The organism is Paraburkholderia caffeinilytica, from assembly GCF_051027425.1.
In the GTDB taxonomy this organism is placed as follows: Bacteria; Pseudomonadota; Gammaproteobacteria; order Burkholderiales; family Burkholderiaceae; genus Paraburkholderia; species Paraburkholderia caffeinilytica_A.
Genome location: NZ_CP186552.1, coordinates 720437 through 737191, shown reverse-complemented (window position 1 = coordinate 737191; position 16755 = coordinate 720437). Strand labels below are relative to the sequence as shown.

Sequence of the window (16755 nt, the reverse complement as noted above, 5' to 3'; positions counted from 1 at the left end):
TGTGCTTCAGGTCACTGAATCGAAACGGTTCCGGATAAAACGGCATGGATTGCCGCCGTACACGCCCTCTGGATCGAGCGAACGATGCACCACGGACAAGGGCGTCACCACGGCTGACCGGCCGATCGTCACGCCCATCTGCACAACACATTTCGAGGTAATCCAGACGCCGTCCTCGATGATGATCGGCGCAACGCGCAGATCCATCGTGGTGCTCATATCGTGAGAGCCGGCGCTCAGGAACGTCCCCTGGGAAATACAGACATTCGAGCCGATACGGATCAGCGCCTGGTTGTAGATCCAGACGTCGACGCCGAACCAGCAGTTGTCGCCCACTTCCAGATTCCACGGCGACTTCACACGCAATGGATGCACGAAGCGGCAACCCGCGCCGATCTTCGCGCCGAACAGACGCAATAGCGCAACCCGCACGGACGAGAGCGGCAGCAGCTTGTTGTTGATCACGCAGGCTTCAACCACAAACCAGATGAGTTCGATCAGGGCGCCGCGCTTCGCGCGATAGTTTCCCTTTCCAGCGCGGCTGAGGTCGATGACGCGACCGTCCTCGCGAACGCCTTCGACTTTCGGCGTGCGCGCGATCTGCGGATCGTCGGCGACGTTACCCATCAGCTTTCTCCAGACCACGAACGTGAGTCAGCATACCCACGCACCCTGCTTACATTATGTTTCGACTCCTTACGTAAACCGGCTTCATGGCTGTACGGGCAAGCGTTTTGGCGGTTACCCACGTGCTGGTTGGCGCACGATAGCTCTGTTGAGACCGCACCTCTCCGGGGCATACGATGACCCTCTCGTTTCGGCATACGACCACCTCGCTGCTTCTCGCCATCACCACATGTGCCGGACCTGCGCTCGCGCAGAACGCAGCACCCGCTCCCGTTGCACCGACCCTTGCCGCTACGGCTGCGACCGCCTATGGCACGCCCACCCCGGCAGCACGCGCCAACCCGGGCGCGGCGCATCGCACCAGCGAAGCACAGTTGCTCGGCGCCCCGCGCGAATACGGTTCGCCAGACGCGCAGCAAGGCAATACCGCCGACGCCCAGCAGGCCGCGCTGCTCGACGAACAACGCATGACGGTGCTGGGTGGCGGGCGAGGCGAGCAACCGACTGTGGGCAAAGGCCAGCGCAACAAGGCTCCTCAGGCCGCCGCCAACGGCAAGGTCCGCGTGGCCGGTCAGCCAGGCGGTCCGAATGCGGCCGACGGCTTGATGCCCGAAGGCGCAGCAAGAGCCACTTACGCCGATCCGTACGATCCGGGCAAACACGCCGTCTACCGATCCCCGTGGTGATAGTGCATTCATGAGATGGCCGCGTACCGGATCAATCCGGCGCAGCTTCCTCCCGTGTAGCCGGCTTGCGCCGCCGGGCCGCCGCAGCCGAGGGCCGCGGACCGCTGAAATACGGCACAGCCACCTCCGCGCGCTTGCCGCGTGACTCACGAACCAGCGCCGCAAGCCGCGCTTCGAAGGTGGCGATCGTCGACTCCGGCGACAAGGTGCGCTCCGCATAATTGCGCGCCGCCTTGCCGAGCGCCGCGCGACGTTCGCGATCGCTCGCCAGCACCGTGATCGCTGCCGCCAACGCCTTGACGTTGTCCGGCGGCACCACTACGCCACGTGGCGACACGGCCTCGTAAAGACCTGTACCGCGCCGCGCCATGGCAACCACTGCGCGCCCGCTTGCGAACATGCCGGTAAGCTTCGAAGGCATCACCAGATCCGCGGCATCGCCACGTTGCGGCAAGACGTGAATGTCGGCGAGATTGAGCAGTTCGTTCAGACGATCCGCCGGTTGCAGCGGAATGAAAATGCAGTTCGTCAATCCCGCGCAGCGCTCCAGCAAACTTTCTTTCGCGGCGCCGCTGCCGCAGAAAACGAAAGTGACATCGGCACGTGTGGCGAGCGCCGCCGCCGCATTCGCAAGCGTTTCGATGCCCTGCTTCGCGCCCATGTTGCCCGAGTACAGCACCACTTTCTGGTCGGCAGGGATACCCAGCAAACGCCGGTAATCGCTCGCGCGCGTCAGCGGGAAGATGGTCGACACATCGACCCAGTTAGGCAGACACACGACCCGGGCAGGCTCGACGCCCTTGGCCGCGAGGCGTGCGCTCATCTGTTGCGTAATCGACGATACGGTATCGAAGCGCCGCAGCAGCGTGCTTTCGATCCAGCGTGCCACGCGGGCTGCGCGCGAGCTTTTCAGAAGACCCAGATCGAACGCCGCATCGACTTCGAAATCCTGAATATGCAACCACGCTCGCGCATGCACGACACGCGCGAATGCCAGCGCGGCAGGCGCGCACATCATGGTCGGGGCGATCAGCATGGCGGCATCGGGACGCCATAGCAACTGTCTGGCGAGCAGCGGCAACGAACTCACCGCGAAACTCGCGAGATGCAGCATTCGCTTCAGTCCGCCGGGACGCGCCGGCACCCACAACGGCGCACGCCAGACGCTCACACCGTCGCGTGTTTCGTGCTGATACCGCCAGGACACATAGCCCGTAGCGACACGCCACTCGGGGTAATAGGGCGGCGCGCACACCACGCGAACCTCGTGGCCGCGACGGGCCAGAAGCGCTGCCATTTCCGCCGTGTACTTACCCACCCCCGTCAGCTCAGGTGCGTAGTTGAGGCCGTAGATCAGGATCTTCATTATGACTGCCAGAACGTGTTAGAGCTTCGCAGGCGCGACGGTGCCGTGAGGCGCGTCAGTCGCTCAGCATCAGCGCGCAGCCGCGCGCGATATTGGCGGCGGCGGAAGGCGGGTCGAAACGACGGATCACATCCATGCAACGGTGCGCCGTGCCGCCGGCGTCGGCGAAAGCCTCCATCGCCTTGAGCATCGTGCGCTGCAATCCGGCGACATCGCCCGCTGTGAAGGCATAGCCGCTCACGCCGTCGATCACCAGCTCCGGCACACAGCCGCAACTTTCGCTGACCACCGCGGGGCAGCCGTGCGCAAGCGCCTCGTTGACGACAAGTCCCCACGGCTCGCTATAGCTCGGCAACACCATGCAGGTCGCGCGGTAGTATTCCTGGGTAAGCGGCTCGTCCTGCAAACTGCCGGCGAAAGTCACGGCGTCGCTCAGTTCGAGTTCGGCCACCTTTGCGTGCAGCGTTTCCGCCATCGGCCCTGTGCCGACAATGCGCAACTTCGCCGCTGGAATACGCCGCCGCAAACCGGCGAACGCCTCGATCAATGTGCCAATGCCTTTCTCTTCCGAGAGACGGCCCACGTAGAGAAACACCGGCGGATTGCCCGCGCGCGCCGCGGTCCGCTCGACCAGCGCGCGCTCCGGCGAGAACGATCCAGGCAATGCGGCGGCCTGGCACGGCACGAAAATCTTGTCGCGCTTCGCGCCAAGTGAAAGCAGATACTCGCGGCTGCGCTCGCCGAAACCGAAATAGCCGTCGCAGAGCGAGAAGAACACGCGCTTCGGAATCGACGTCAGCAGTTTTTTGGGCCGGTCGCGTGCGGTCGAATCGCAGAACACCGCGCGCCGCTTGCCGGTCACGATGCACGCCGCCAGCATCGCCCAGTATTCCGGACGGTGGTAGCCCGGCAGAACGATCAGGTCAGATTTGGTTCGCAACACTTCCCATGTGAGCCGCGCGATCATCTTTATCGTCGGCACATCTTCGTAGCAACCGTCGAACAGCTTCTGCATCGGATAGCGATGGTACGAATAGTCGACGTCCGAAAAGCCGACACGGTCGTGCTCGGTATCCGCAATCTGCACCATTGAGTAGCGGATCGCGCCGGATGCCGAGATGTTATGCAAGGCGGAGAACACGACACCCTTGTGACGCGACCATACGACGTTGTGGAAGATCGTGACTGACGCGGTCATTTTTATGCCACTCCTCGAAATATCGTCCCTGTGCGTTGCGCGCTGCTCGCGCGAAACGCCCCACGCGTTCCCTCTATTCCGGAATCGCGCTCAACGGCCCTTCAGTGCGCGCCTATGCATGCAGGGCGGCGACGGAGGTCGAGCCGGCGTGTAATTCAACGAATTCCCGATACGTGGACGCGATACCCTCTTCGAGGCCCGTGGTCGCGTGCCAGCCCATGTGCGCGAGCCGCGATACGTCGAGCAACTTGCGCGGCGTGCCGTCGGGTTTGGACGCGTCGAACACGAGCTCACCCTCGAAACCGACCACCTTGCAGATGCATTCGGCCAGCTCGCGAATCGACAGGTCCTCACCAATCCCGACGTTGAACAGGCCTTCTGTCACGTTGTGCTCGAGCACGAACAGCGTTGCCGCGGCGAGATCGTCGACATGCAGAAATTCGCGGCGCGGCGTGCCCGATCCCCAAACGGTCAAGGTGGCGGCGCCGTTCACCTTCGCTTCGTGCGCCTTCCTCAGCAGCGCCGGCAAAACATGGCTGCTGTTCAGGTCGTAGTTGTCGTTCGGGCCATACAGATTGGTCGGCATCAAGGAGACGTACTGCGTGTTGTACTCGCGGTTGTACGCCTCACACAGCTTGAGACCGGCGATCTTGGCAATCGCATACGCGTCGTTGGTCGATTCGAGCGGTGAAGTCAGCAGATACTCTTCGCGGATCGGCTGCGGACACTGCTTCGGATAAATGCATGACGAACCGAAGAACACCAACCGCTCGACCTGCGCGCGATACGCCGCATGAATCACATTGGTTTCGATCATCAGGTTTTCATAGATGAACTCACCCGGCTGCGACGCATTGGCGAGAATGCCGCCCACGCGCGCGGCCGCGAGCAACACCACGTCGATTCTTTCCCGCTCGAAGAAACCGTTCACGGCGGCCTGATCCATCAGGTCGAGCTCCGTCCTCGAACGCGTGACGACGTTGTGGTAACCCTCGGCTTTCAGCCGCCGAACCAGCGCGGAGCCGACCATGCCGCGGTGGCCCGCGACGAAGATGCGTGCTTGTTTATTCATCGCCGTTACTCGTGATGTTCCAACGCCGTGAAACCGGCCAGCGTGACAAGCGCGTCACGTCGTGCAATCTGATAGTCCGCCCGCACCATTTCCTTGACGAGCGCGCTGAACGGCGTAGTGGGCTGCCATCCCAACCTGGCATGAGCCTTCGACGGATCGCCCAGCAGCGTCTCGACTTCGGCGGGCCGGAAATAGCGCGGATCGACACGCACGATCACATCGCCGGGCGACATCTTGACCTCGCGCCCTTCCACCTTTTCGACGATGCCGATTTCATCCGCACCGCTGCCTTCGAAACGCACGGTGACACCCAATTCAGCCGCGGCATGCCGGACGAATTCGCGCACGCTGTACTGCACGCCGGTGGCGATGACGTAATCCTCCGGCTGCTCCTGTTGCAGCATGCGCCATTGCATCTCGACGTAGTCGCGCGCATGGCCCCAGTCGCGCAGCGCCGACAGATTGCCGAGGTACAGTGTTTTCTGCATGCCCACCGCAATGCGCGCCACGGCGCGCGTGATCTTGCGCGTCACGAACGTCTCGCCGCGCACCGGCGATTCGTGATTGAACAGAATCCCGTTGCAGGCGTAGAGCCCGTAGGCCTCGCGATAATTGACCGTGGTCCAGTACGCGAACAGTTTGGCGACCGCGTACGGGCTGCGCGGATAGAACGGCGTGGTCTCCGACTGCGGGATCTGCTGCACAAGGCCGTACAGTTCCGAGGTCGAGGCCTGATAAAAACGCGTCTTGTGCTGAAGGCCCAGAATCCGGATCGCCTCGAGAATGCGCAGTGCGCCGAGCCCGTCCGCGTTGGCCGTGTATTCCGGTTCCTCGAACGAAACCGCCACGTGACTCTGCGCCGCGAGGTTGTAGATCTCGTCGGGCTCCACACGCTGGATCACGCGCAGAATGCTGGTCGAGTCGGTCAGATCGGCGTGATGGAGAAAGAGCCGCTGATCGGGGTCGTGTGGGTCGCGATAGAGATGATCGATCCGGTCCGTATTGAACAGCGATGACCTGCGTTTGATGCCATGTACGTCGTAATCCTTGGCGAGCAGCAGCTCGGCGAGGTACGACCCGTCCTGTCCAGTAATGCCGGTGATCAGCGCGACCTTGCGTTTCATGGAACTATCCCCCTTCGTTAATTTTCAATACCCGCGCAACAGCACGGTCGGATGACCGGCTCCGTCATGAGCCGCCACCTCAACCGGCAATGCTGTCGTATCCGTAATAACCGCCTTGATAGCCCGAACCGAGGAAGGCGCCTTCCTGCGGCACATCGGTCAGCAACACGCCTCTGAGCGACACCCCGCCGTTGAGCAGCCGCTTGGCGGTCTCGGCGATCTCGTTCAGCGGATGGCGGCCATGGCGCACCACCAGCAGCGTCGTCGCGGCGTACTTGCCGATCACCGTCGAATCGGTGACGGCGAGCACTGGCGGCGTATCGACGATCACGATGTCGTAATGCGATTTCAGCTCGTCGAGCATGGTTTCGAAGCGCTTGCTCATCAGCAGCTCGGACGGATGCGAAGGCAGCGTGCCCTTGGCGAGCACATCGAGTCCGGGCAGCACGTCGCGCTGGATCATCGCCGAGAGATCGCCGCCGCTCAGCACGTCGGAGAGCCCCGGCTGATGGCCGATACCGAAATGCGAATGCACGTCGCCACGCCGCATGTCGCCGTCGATAATCAGTACCCGCTTGTTCGCCGACGCCACCAGCGCCGCCAGATTCACCGAAAGGAACGACTTGCCGGTGTCGGGCCGCGAACCCGTGATCATCACGACGTTGTTCTCGGCGTGATCGAGCGAAAGTTGCAGCGAGGTCCGCAGATTGCGCACGCCTTCCACGGCGATGTCTTCCGGCGCCTGCTGCGCGAGCACATGAAGCCCGCGGCGGCGCAGCATGACGTTTTCCTGCAGCCGCAATTGCGTCTGGCTGCGCGGCACGATCGCGAATACCGGTACGCCGAGCACCGCTTCGAGTTCGTCCGGACGTTCCACGCCGCCGTACATCGCGCGCTTGAAGAAGGTCAGCATGATGCCGATCAGCAAGCCGCCGCCGAGCGCGATCAGGATCGCTAGCACGCGCTTCGGACGCACCGGTTCGTCAGGCGTTTCGGCGAAATCCACCACGCGCACGTTCCCTACCTGGCCGGCTTTCGCCACCCGGAGTTGCTGTGCGCTATTCAGCAGATTGGTATAGAGCTCCGTATCGACATGCACGTCGCGCAGAAGACGCAACGCGGTCTGCTCGGTATCCGGCATCACGGCGACGCTGCGGTTCATGCTGGCCGCCGCGCCTTGCAACGCAGCGATCTGTGCATCGAGCGCAGCGACCGCCGGGTGATTCGCCGTGAAGCGTTGCGACATCTCCGCGCGTTGCTGCTGCAGATCGAGCAGCTTGGTCTTGTTGTCGACAACCTGCTGGAGCAGCAGGCGGCTCTCTTCACCGAGATCGACCGTACCGTGTGCATTGCGGAATTTGTTATAGCGTTGCTCGGCGTCGTCGAGTTCCTTGCGCAAGCCGGGCAGTTGCTGGTCGAGGAAGGCCAGCATATGCTCCGCTTCGGTCGAGCGGCTTTCCACATCCTGACGTACGAACTCGCGCGCCATGCTGTTGACGATCGCCGCGGTCAGCGCGGGGTCGCCGCCTTCGAGACTCGTGCGAATCACACCGGATTGCAACGTGGTTTCCGCCACCACGAGCGCCTTTTGCAAGCGGTCCACGGTGCCGAGCGTCGAAGCACGCTGCAGTTCGAAACGCGAGCCGGGCGCGCCCACCAGCTTATCGACGTGCAACGCGATCGGGCCGTCGGCGGTATCGGTTTCCACCGTCTCGCCGACATGGCCGGAGAGAATCGCGATACCGTTCTTGTCGCGCAGTACATACGAACCGGCATCGCCCGCAATCAGCGTGAAGGTCGTGTCGTAGAAATCCTTCGACGTGTCGAAGCGCGACACGGCAATGCTCTCGTTACCCCATGCATAGCCCGACAGGTTGATGAACGAAGGCAGCTTGAAGCCCCACTGCCCATTCACCAGACCCGCGATCATCCCGCCGATGAACGGCAAGGTACGCGGCGACGCCGAAATGTCGAGATGCAGCTTCTTGACCGTTTCCTCGGTGACGAGACGCGACTTCAGCAACTCGATCTCCGCCGCCGTCGAGGGCTTGGTGTCGAACATGCCGGTAAGCGGCGGCAAGGAATCCTTGCCGTTCGCGTTGGCGTTCGCCGTCTTGTCCTCGACGTGGAACAACACGTCCGCGCGATACGTCGGCGGTGCGAGGAAGGCATACGCGCACCCCAGCGCGAGTGCGATCAGCGTCACCGTCACGATCGTGCGCCAGCCCCTCACGATCGTGCGCAGATAGTCCGACAGATGCAGCTCGTCCGATCCGGACACGTCGGTATAGCGGTTTTCGAAGTTGATTGCCATTTTGTTCACCCAACAAAGCCCGGCGGTTCAAGGTCACGTTGCACGGTTGTCATTTCGCAAGAACGGCACCCGTCACAGCCGCATTGATCGCCGGCAGCAGCAGGTTCAACACACGGTTGAAGCGGACCAGCCCACCTTGCCCGACATACACGACATCCTTCGGCTGAAGCTCGAACTGATTGGCGAGGACCATGGACACCGGCGAGGTCGCATCGAGGTGATAGACCTGCGGCGAATCGCTTGTCGAATTTCGGATCACGAACAACTGTCTGGCCGCCGCCGTGTTCGAGTCGAAACTGCCGCTGTCGGAAATCGCCTGCGAAAGCGTCAGCGAGCCGTTACGCATCGGCATGATCGTCGCGGGCTTGTTGACCTCGCCCATCACATACACGCCGCTGTCTTCACGCGACGCCACACGCACCATGTCGCCCGGTTGCAGGTAAATATCCGACGGATTGCGGCCGCGTTTGATCAGATCGTCCACGTTGAGCGGATACGTCACGCCGTTGCGAATCAGGTCCACCCGGCTGCGATCCGCGTTCGCGCTGAAGCCGCCGCCCTGGTTGATCGCGCTCGTCAGCGTCATCGGAATATCGTTGAGCGACTGAGAACCCGGCGTGCGTACCTCGCCGTCGACATAGATTTGTGCCGCCCGGAACGAAGCCACCCGCACCGTCACTTCAGGCTTCTGGTACACGTTGCTCAGACGCCGGTGCAGTTCCTTCTGGATCGACGCAACATCTTTGCCGGCCACATGCACCGTGCCCGCATACGGGAACTGCACGTCGCCGTTTTCGTCGATCAGAAAACCGGGCGCGGCGTCCGATGTCTTCGCGTTCTGTGCGGGCTGCCCAAGCGCGGCGGCAAGTTCAGGGTGATCCCACACGACGATCTGCAGCACATCACCCGGGCCAACCTTGTACGCCGTGGGCTTGCCGAACAAGGCCAGGGTCTCCGGCGTGAGCGCCGCGGACGTCTGCGCCGCGTTCATCTTGCGCAGCAGCGCGAGATTGATATCGGTGATCGGGATCTGCTGTTGCTGCGATGCTTCCGTGCTGTAGTCCCCACCCGTGTCCTGAATCGCGGCTGGCGTAATCATCCGCTGGCCCGGTACGACCCCGCAGCCGGATAGCAGTGTTGTAACTGTGAAAATCACGAGACTTCCCGTGCGTATACCAAGCGAGCTCATGGTGTTTCCTCCTTGTGCCAGGAAACTGTCCTCGGGGGAGGGAGCGCCCAGCGTGCTTGTTAGCTTGTTCACTACTTAGTAAGCGTTTCGATGCACCAGTCCGGCAACAATCGTCGCGCCGATAATCCGCATATCGAGTGCGAACGACCAATGCCCCAGGTAGTACAGGTCATGTTCGACGCGACGCTCCATCTTCTCGATGCGGTCGGTTTCGCCACGAAAGCCGTTGATCTGCGCCCAGCCCGTAATGCCCGGCTTGATCCGATAGCGATTGATGTAGCCGGCGACCACTTTCTGATAGAGGTCGTCGTGCTCGAGTGCATGGGGACGCGGTCCGACGACCGACATGTCGCCACGCAACACGTTGAAGAACTGAGGCAATTCGTCGAGGCTCGTGCGGCGTAGAAATGCGCCGACTTTCGTCACGCGCGCATCGTTGCGCGTCGCTTGCCTGAGCATGCCTTTTTGCTCGGTATGCAGTCGCATCGAGCGGAATTTGTAGATCGTGAAGACACGGCCGTCCGCGCCTTTACGCTTCTGCTTGAAGAGAACCGGGCCGCGTGACGAAAGCTTCACCGCGATCGCAATACCGAGCAGGATCGGCGCGAGACCGATCAACGCTGTCGCGGCGAACAGGCGGTCGAAGATTTCCTTCTTCAGCATCGAACTGGCCGACAGCGGCGAGGCGACGAGGTTGATCGCCGGCACGCCGAGCAGATCGATCACGCCGCTGCCATCGAACAATGCAATGCTGCGCACGTCCGGCATGAAGCGGATGTTCACCAGATCGTCGCGAAACTCGCTGATCAGCTTGCAGATCAGGGGCTCTTCGGCGAGCGACAACATCAGCCAGAGCTCGTGCACGTCGTTGCTTCGAATGTAGTCAGCAAGCGCATCCACCGTATCGCAGACCGGCACCCGCGCGCTGGTCACGGTGGAGACATCGGGATGCGTGTTGTAGACGGCCGTGGCGCGAAACCCCGTGCCGGGCGCCGAATCGATCCGGCGGATGATCGCGTCGCATTGCGAGCCGCTGCCGACGATCGCGACCTGATGCAAATTCAGGCCGGCGCTGCGCGCACGCGCGAGCACCGCATGCGTGATCAGCCGGTAGGCGATCAGGAGGCCGCCCGTCACCGCGGTCCAGTACGAGAACCACAGCCGCGACACGAAGTCGATGCGATGCAGCGAATACATCAGCACGAGCGCGCTGCCCTGCACCATCAGCCACGCGAGCGACACCTGCCCGGCCAGCGAGAGCTTGGAGCGGCCGCGCCATGATTCGTACACGCCGAACGCTGGAAAGGTAGCCAGCGCAAAGGCGGCGGAAAACATCACAAGCGCCCAATAGAATCCGGATTGGGCGAGGTAATCGAAGCGGATCTGCGACGCCACCGCCGCCCCCGCGAGCACCAACGCGACATCGAAAACTCGCGCGAGTAAATCCTGAAACTTGCGCATTTTGCTTACCTCGTTCTTGCCGTTCGTTCTTTTCCGCAGATGATTCCGGGCGCTGTTAGGAGCAGCGGCCGTAGTTGTCGTTGAACCTCACAATGTCGTCTTCACCGAGATAGGTGCCTGACTGGATTTCAATGATTTCGAGCGGTACTTTCCCGGGGTTCTCGAGCCGGTGACGTGTGCCGAGCGGGATGTAAGTCGATTCGTTTTCGCTCAGCAGGAACTGCTCTTCGCCGCGCGTGACGAGTGCCGTGCCGCGCACGACGACCCAGTGTTCGGCACGGTGGTGATGCAGTTGCAGCGAAAGCTTCGCGCCCGGCGTGACGACGATGCGCTTCACCTGGAAGCGCTCGCCACGGTCGATGGAATCGTAGAAACCCCACGGGCGACGCACCTTGCGATGCGCATCGGCCTCGGGAGCGTGCTGCGCCTTGATGCGCGACACCAGACCCTTGACGTCCTGCACATGTGAACGGTCGACCACCAGCACGGCATCCGCGGTTTCGACCACCACCACATTGGTCGTGCCGACACACGCGACGAGCCGGCCTTCGGAATGCGCGTAGCTCGACACCGCGCCTTCGAACGTCACGCGCCCGCGTCCGGCGTTACCGTTGGCGTCCTTCTCCATTGCGGCCCAGACGGCGTCCCAGGAGCCGAGATCCGACCAGCCGGCATCGAGCCGTACCACGACACCGGACGGATTCGCGCCGGCCACTTGCGGGTCCGTGCCGTGCGTTGCGGCCGTCTCGCCGGTGGCGTTCACGTCACTTGCGTCACTTGCGTCGGCAAGACGCTCCATCACCGCATAGTCGATCGAATCGGCGGGCGAACTCAGGAAGGCGTCCACCAGCGGACGGAAATACGCGCCTTCGGTATTGCCGTTCACGAATGCGCGTTCGCAGGCCGCGTGCATCTCTGGCTGCAGGCGTTTCAGCGTATCGAGCCACACACGCGCCCGCACGACAAAGATCCCGGCGTTCCACCAGTACGTGCCCGCCGCGACGTACTGCGCGGCGATTTCCTCAGCCGGCTTCTCGACGAAGCCATCGATCGCATATCCGCCATCAGACAATTGGCCGCCGATGCGGATATAACCGAAGCCCGTATCGGGACGCGTGGGCGGCACGCCCAGCGTGGCGATTGAGCCCCGTTCCGCGTATCTCGCGGCACGTGCCAGCGCGCCTTGCAGCGCGGGCACATCCGCAATCGAATGGTCGGCCGGCATGACGATGAGAATCGGGTCGTCGCCGTTCGCGCATGCGAGCGACGCCGCGAGCGTCAACGCCGGCGCCGTATCGCGCCGTGCTGGCTCGACGATCAGACGCGCGGCCACGCCGTTTTCAAGAAGCTGCTCGGCAATCACAAACCGGTGTTCTTCGCCGCACACGATGATCGGCGACACGTCCACATTCCAGCCCGCGGGAAAGCCGTCCATACGCCGCGCGGTGGCCTGCAGCAACGAGTCGGAACCGACGACGTCGATCAGTTGCTTGGGATAGTTTTCCCGCGACACCGGCCACAGCCGCGTGCCCGAGCCTCCGGCAAGAATGACCGGGACGATGCGCGCGCAATGCGCACCGGCGGCACCGGCGCTCGCGCTGTCCGGATTCACCGATGCGGCGTTCACAGCTCCCCTGGTCAACATATTCGCATTCCTTACAGTTCTCTGAAGTCGACGAAATACTTACCGAAGTACTGCACCAAAATACTGCGTGGCGAGCGCGCTCAGCCGGCTCGCGTCGCGCGCGCTATCCCCCGACCATGCGGCGGCTTTGAATCCGGAACTCGGTGGGGGAAATTCTCATCCGCTTGCGGAAGACCTTCGCGAGACGATCGCCGTTGCCCATGCCGGTGCGGCGGGCAATCTTGTCCACCGGCAACTCCGACTCGGTCAGCAGGCTGCAGGTCACCGCGAGGCGTTCATGCAACAGGAAACTCGAGGGCGTGATACCCATTTCCATCTTGAAGCGGCGCAGGAAGTTGCGCTCGCTCATCGCGGCGAACTGGGCGGCGTCGGCGATCGAAATCGACTGCTGGCAATTCTCTTGCAGCCAGCGTGCGGCAGCGCGCACTTTGTCGCCAGGGCTCAAACCGCCGTCTTCGCCAAGCAGCGGTGCGAGGTTCGAGCATGAATCGGCGAGCAGGCGTTCGGCCACTGTGCGAGCGGCCGCACCGCCGAGATCGCGCTTGATCATGGCGAGCGCGCTTCTCATCGATTCGAGCCGGTCGCCCGCATCGCCGTTCTGCTCGGTCTGGCGCGACGGCATCGGCTGCTGCTGGCGGAAATCGCCGCCTTCCTTGCCGTCCGGCACATAGGCCGCATCGAGTAGCGCGCGGCCTTCCGCGATCGGCCGGATCATGCCGGTATTGCGGCGAACGCGCCGCAGCCAGGCGATCAGACGCTCGTCGCCGGAGGCGGCGAATGCGCCTTTGCCGCCGGCCACATACAACGCGTCGAAGCCGCCGTAATGCCGCGCGTCGAGTCCGTCTGTCCAGACCCGCAGCGCCGACGACGAGGTCACCATGCCGCCGTCGGCGGACAGGAAGGAAACGTCATATAACCAGCCGCCCGAACCGGACGATGCCAGTTCGTTCGCAGCCTGGAATACTTCGGCAACCACGCCCGCGCCCTGCAGCGAGCAGTCGTTGAACATCAGTATTGCGATGCGCCGCATCCCCTTGTTCGGTGCGTGCACCCAGCGCAACATTGCGGACTCGAGACTCGCGCAGGTCATAGTCATCCTCTCTCACAAGAAAACGGATCTACTTTTAAACCTTGAACGTCTACACAGAGGAATACTCTGTGCAGTGCATCATAGCCATCAGCAATCAAGCATTTAGCCGCCATGACCGAAAGTGCAGACATGTTGGCGTTTCGATATGGTGGCCGGCCAGTTATTCCCGGAACAATCGTCGCACTACTATTTTTTCAGCGAATTAAATACCGATTCAACATATGAATGAATTTACATTTCGCGAATTTCAATACAGATTAATACGATTTTTTTGTGCGTTGACGCACATACAATCGCCACTCGAAATGCTTGAGTTGCAATTTGATCCGCCTGTCGTTCCGCGGATTTGAAGTGACTTCTTGCTGTCACGTTGCCAGAATGAGTGCAGCCGCCTTACCCGCATCGGTCATTGTTCTACCGGATTCCAGCGGGACTTTCTTCTGACGATATATCCGGCGAACCGGGATATGTAAAGCAGTCTCCAATATAATCAATTTCGCGCGTAGCAAAATTATTTAATTCGTTGTTATTGGATAGCGAGGATATAAACGGGACGATTAATGTTTCAAACGTGAAACACGGCAATAAGACACTTTTATCCGGCCCGGCAATAGACGGGCCAATGGAGAATTCTGTCGGATGAGAGGCGGTGCGATTCCGCCATCGAATTGCGGAAATGGCCTATGCGGTTTCCGCAACAGATTGCGATACGAGGTAGCGTGAGGCGGGTCTGGCCTGGTCAACTAGCAATTCAGCGACGCGTTGCCGCCGGAACAGGTAGGTCGAAACACACGGAAAACACATGCCCAATGTACGCGAATATCAAGCGCTGCGAACACTCGCCGGCGCCTTGGCGGTTCATGGATCAGGGCTGCGCACCGCGGCCTCGACAGCGGCGTCAATCCTTCTGGTCGCCACGATCGCCGCAACTGACGCGAGCACGGCGGCGAAGGCGGCCCCGGCCGGCGAAGACACCGCGTCGGAACCGGCAACCACCGTGCCCACTGCATTGAAAGCGCCGCCCGACCAAGGCCTGCGCTGCGCCGCGCCCGCCTCACAGACGCGCGCGGCCGCTAATGGCGATCTGCTGGAAGCGGACACGCCGGGCGACGGTACGCGCCTGTTTGCAGCAGACAAACCCTTCGCGCTAGTTTTCACAACACGTCCGACGCAAAACGACACACTTAACTGGCAGATCCGCGACAGCTGGAATGCCGTGCGCGCCAGCGGCCGCTTCCCCGTTACGGCGGGCACCACGCTATCGACGCTCAGTTGCGCGTCGAGCGTTGCCGGCTACTTCGCTCTCTCCGCTTCGCTGGAACGCGCGCACGGGCAACTCGAATCGCGCGGTACACGTCCTGCGGGCATCGCCACCTTTGGCGTATTGCCGGACACGTCCGCTGCTTTACCGGCCGTGCGCTTTCCTTATGAAGACCTGCATCGATTCGGCGGACAGGGCACCGCCTATCTTGCGCCCGGGCAGCATTGCTGCGATGGCGACGGCTATCGGCCGGTCTATACGGCGCTAGGCCTTTCGTGGGCCAACGACAACCGCAACTGGTACATGGAAGAGCCGAAAACCGCGGGCACGTTCGATCCCGCGAGCAAGCAGTTGCTCCCCTACTTCCGGCGCGGCGACATCATGCGTTTGATCCAGCTCGACGGCATTCCTCAGTGGGCCAGCCCGACCGGCAAAGAGACACACAGCTATGCACCCACTTCACTCGCGCAAATGAAGGACTACATGGCCAAAGTCGGCGCCGAGTCCAACCGTACGCGGACGACCTACTTCCCCAAACAGCGCGACAACTACTATCAGGTGACATGGGAACCCGACGCGGATGGCGGTCTGCCGTGGCGCGACTCCGACGCGAATTTCATCGCGATGTACAAGGCCGTGTGGGAGGGCATTCATCAGACGGACCCGCATGCCGTGGTGATGGGCGTGACTTATGCATCAGTGCAAGCCAACGTCACGTGGATGCGCCGCCTCGGTCCGCTCGGCATCGGCCGCTATATGGACGGTATGACCATTCACGGCTATTACGACATCGGCACGACGCCGTCGCATCCCCCCGAGCGCGTCGCCGATTCAGGGAACACGGGCACCGTGCCAGGCGCACTACCTGCCGCGATGCGGGCGCTGCGCCATGAGATGCGTCAGTACCTGAAACCCGGCGCGCCGCTGTTCGTCACCGAAACCGGTATCAGCTACGACATCGGTCAGGCCTACGGCAAGAACTATCCGGACGCGAACGTGCTGTATGCGCAAGCCGCGGTCGTCGCGCGCACGCATCTCATCCTGCTCGGCGAAGGCGCGGACATGACCTACGTGTTTTACCTCGCGGACATGCCGGACGCCGCGCCCGGCTACGGGATCTTCTTCGAACTCGATCACCCGAACGGCGCCTACGGCCCTACTCGCATCAGCCCCAAACCTGCCGCGCTCGCGGTGGCGGCGATGACGCGAATCATCGACGGAACGGATACGCTCGGGCCACTCAAGGGATTGCCCAAGGGCGTCTACGCGTACGCGTTCCGGCGGCTCGGCGGCGGCAAGATCGTGACCGCGCTGTGGACGCATGACAACGACACATGGAGCGCTAAAACCGGCTTCAGTGCGAGCCAAAGTACGGACTATCGTCTGCGGGTCGATGCGCCCGGCACGTCGGGCGAAATTACGATGTTCGACATGATGGGCAATGCATCCGCCCTGCCGTATCGCGACGGCGTGGCGAATCTCAAGCTGTCTCCGACGCCGGTCTATGTCGTGTCCTCCAACGCGGACGTGTTCAAGGATACGGTCACGACCCCGGAGGGTTACGTTCCCCGCTAGATTCGCCGTGCACGGCGCACGTAGCGAGCGCCGCGGATGCTCCCTTCGACAGACACCGCTCGCTGTCGTGATGTGCCGATACTTCGGCGTGATGTGACAGGGCCGCACGTTGTTTGCACACGTAGAATCCAGGCGGGTGCTGGTTCG

General features: G+C 62.2%; 12 protein-coding genes. 2 read left to right on the top strand and 10 right to left on the bottom strand.

Going from position 1 to position 16755, the window contains the following annotated elements; all coding sequences use genetic code 11:
- Positions 1-6: 6 nt before the first annotated feature.
- The gene (locus tag ACOSV0_RS03200) at positions 7-627 is read right to left on the bottom strand and encodes a putative colanic acid biosynthesis acetyltransferase (protein ID WP_434108679.1); all 621 of its coding nucleotides are present in this window, start codon (positions 625-627) and stop codon (positions 7-9) included.
- A gap of 176 nt (positions 628-803) precedes the next feature.
- On the opposite strand from ACOSV0_RS03200, the gene ACOSV0_RS03195 reads away from it, so the two are divergent.
- Positions 804-1313 (top strand): hypothetical protein, encoded by a 510-nt coding sequence (locus tag ACOSV0_RS03195; RefSeq protein ID WP_434108678.1) that lies wholly within the window; start codon positions 804-806, stop codon positions 1311-1313.
- 31 nt (positions 1314-1344) lie between these two features.
- Here the strand turns inward: ACOSV0_RS03195 and ACOSV0_RS03190 are convergent, their stop codons facing one another.
- From ACOSV0_RS03190 to ACOSV0_RS03150, 9 genes are all read right to left on the bottom strand, one after another.
- Positions 1345-2679: a glycosyltransferase WbuB gene (locus tag ACOSV0_RS03190; RefSeq protein WP_434108677.1), complete on the bottom strand. Its 1335-nt coding sequence runs from the start codon at positions 2677-2679 to the stop codon at positions 1345-1347.
- A gap of 55 nt (positions 2680-2734) precedes the next feature.
- A complete protein-coding gene (locus ACOSV0_RS03185) occupies positions 2735-3877 on the bottom strand; it encodes a glycosyltransferase family 4 protein (protein WP_434108676.1) in 1143 nt (380 codons plus the stop codon).
- Between the two features lie 112 nt (positions 3878-3989).
- Positions 3990-4949 (bottom strand): GDP-L-fucose synthase family protein, encoded by a 960-nt coding sequence (locus ACOSV0_RS03180; protein WP_434108675.1) that lies wholly within the window; start codon positions 4947-4949, stop codon positions 3990-3992.
- Positions 4950-4954: 5 nt separating this feature from the next.
- Positions 4955-6073, bottom strand: coding sequence for a GDP-mannose 4,6-dehydratase (gene gmd / locus ACOSV0_RS03175; RefSeq protein ID WP_434108674.1), 1119 nt, complete (start codon positions 6071-6073; stop codon positions 4955-4957).
- Positions 6074-6152: 79 nt separating this feature from the next.
- On the bottom strand, positions 6153-8387 hold the full coding sequence (locus ACOSV0_RS03170; RefSeq protein ID WP_434108673.1) for a polysaccharide biosynthesis tyrosine autokinase: 2235 nt from the start codon (positions 8385-8387) through the stop codon (positions 6153-6155).
- Between the two features lie 49 nt (positions 8388-8436).
- Positions 8437-9576 carry a polysaccharide biosynthesis/export family protein gene (locus ACOSV0_RS03165; protein ID WP_434108672.1) on the bottom strand — a complete coding sequence of 380 codons (1140 nt, stop codon included), beginning with the start codon at positions 9574-9576 and terminating at the stop codon, positions 8437-8439.
- A 75-nt stretch (positions 9577-9651) separates the two neighbouring features.
- Entirely contained in the window at positions 9652-11037 is a 1386-nt protein-coding gene (locus ACOSV0_RS03160) for an undecaprenyl-phosphate glucose phosphotransferase (RefSeq protein WP_434108671.1), read from the bottom strand.
- Positions 11038-11092: 55 nt separating this feature from the next.
- Positions 11093-12682: a sugar phosphate nucleotidyltransferase gene (locus ACOSV0_RS03155; protein WP_434108670.1), complete on the bottom strand. Its 1590-nt coding sequence runs from the start codon at positions 12680-12682 to the stop codon at positions 11093-11095.
- Positions 12683-12785: 103 nt separating this feature from the next.
- On the bottom strand, positions 12786-13772 hold the full coding sequence (locus tag ACOSV0_RS03150) for a GlxA family transcriptional regulator (protein ID WP_434110150.1): 987 nt from the start codon (positions 13770-13772) through the stop codon (positions 12786-12788).
- Between the two features lie 802 nt (positions 13773-14574).
- Here ACOSV0_RS03150 and ACOSV0_RS03145 point away from each other — a divergent pair.
- Entirely contained in the window at positions 14575-16608 is a 2034-nt protein-coding gene (locus ACOSV0_RS03145) for a hypothetical protein (protein ID WP_434108669.1), read from the top strand.
- The last annotated feature ends 147 nt before the right edge of the window (positions 16609-16755 follow it).

Bases quoted from the DNA above. Each gene is read 5' to 3' on its own strand.
- ACOSV0_RS03190 (WP_434108677.1), bottom strand. From the start codon at position 2,679: ATGAAGATCCTGATCTACGGCCTCAACTACGCACCTGAGCTGACGGGG.
- ACOSV0_RS03150 (WP_434110150.1), bottom strand. From the start codon at position 13,772: ATGACCTGCGCGAGTCTCGAGTCCGCAATGTTGCGCTGGGTGCACGCA.
- ACOSV0_RS03155 (WP_434108670.1), bottom strand. From the start codon at position 12,682: ATGTTGACCAGGGGAGCTGTGAACGCCGCATCGGTGAATCCGGACAGC.
- ACOSV0_RS03165 (WP_434108672.1), bottom strand. From the start codon at position 9,576: ATGAGCTCGCTTGGTATACGCACGGGAAGTCTCGTGATTTTCACAGTT.
- ACOSV0_RS03145 (WP_434108669.1), top strand. From the start codon at position 14,575: ATGCCCAATGTACGCGAATATCAAGCGCTGCGAACACTCGCCGGCGCC.
- ACOSV0_RS03170 (WP_434108673.1), bottom strand. From the start codon at position 8,387: ATGGCAATCAACTTCGAAAACCGCTATACCGACGTGTCCGGATCGGAC.
- ACOSV0_RS03160 (WP_434108671.1), bottom strand. From the start codon at position 11,037: ATGCGCAAGTTTCAGGATTTACTCGCGCGAGTTTTCGATGTCGCGTTG.
- ACOSV0_RS03195 (WP_434108678.1), top strand. From the start codon at position 804: ATGACCCTCTCGTTTCGGCATACGACCACCTCGCTGCTTCTCGCCATC.
- ACOSV0_RS03180 (WP_434108675.1), bottom strand. From the start codon at position 4,949: ATGAATAAACAAGCACGCATCTTCGTCGCGGGCCACCGCGGCATGGTC.
- ACOSV0_RS03200 (WP_434108679.1), bottom strand. From the start codon at position 627: ATGGGTAACGTCGCCGACGATCCGCAGATCGCGCGCACGCCGAAAGTC.
- gmd (WP_434108674.1), bottom strand. From the start codon at position 6,073: ATGAAACGCAAGGTCGCGCTGATCACCGGCATTACTGGACAGGACGGG.
- ACOSV0_RS03185 (WP_434108676.1), bottom strand. From the start codon at position 3,877: ATGACCGCGTCAGTCACGATCTTCCACAACGTCGTATGGTCGCGTCAC.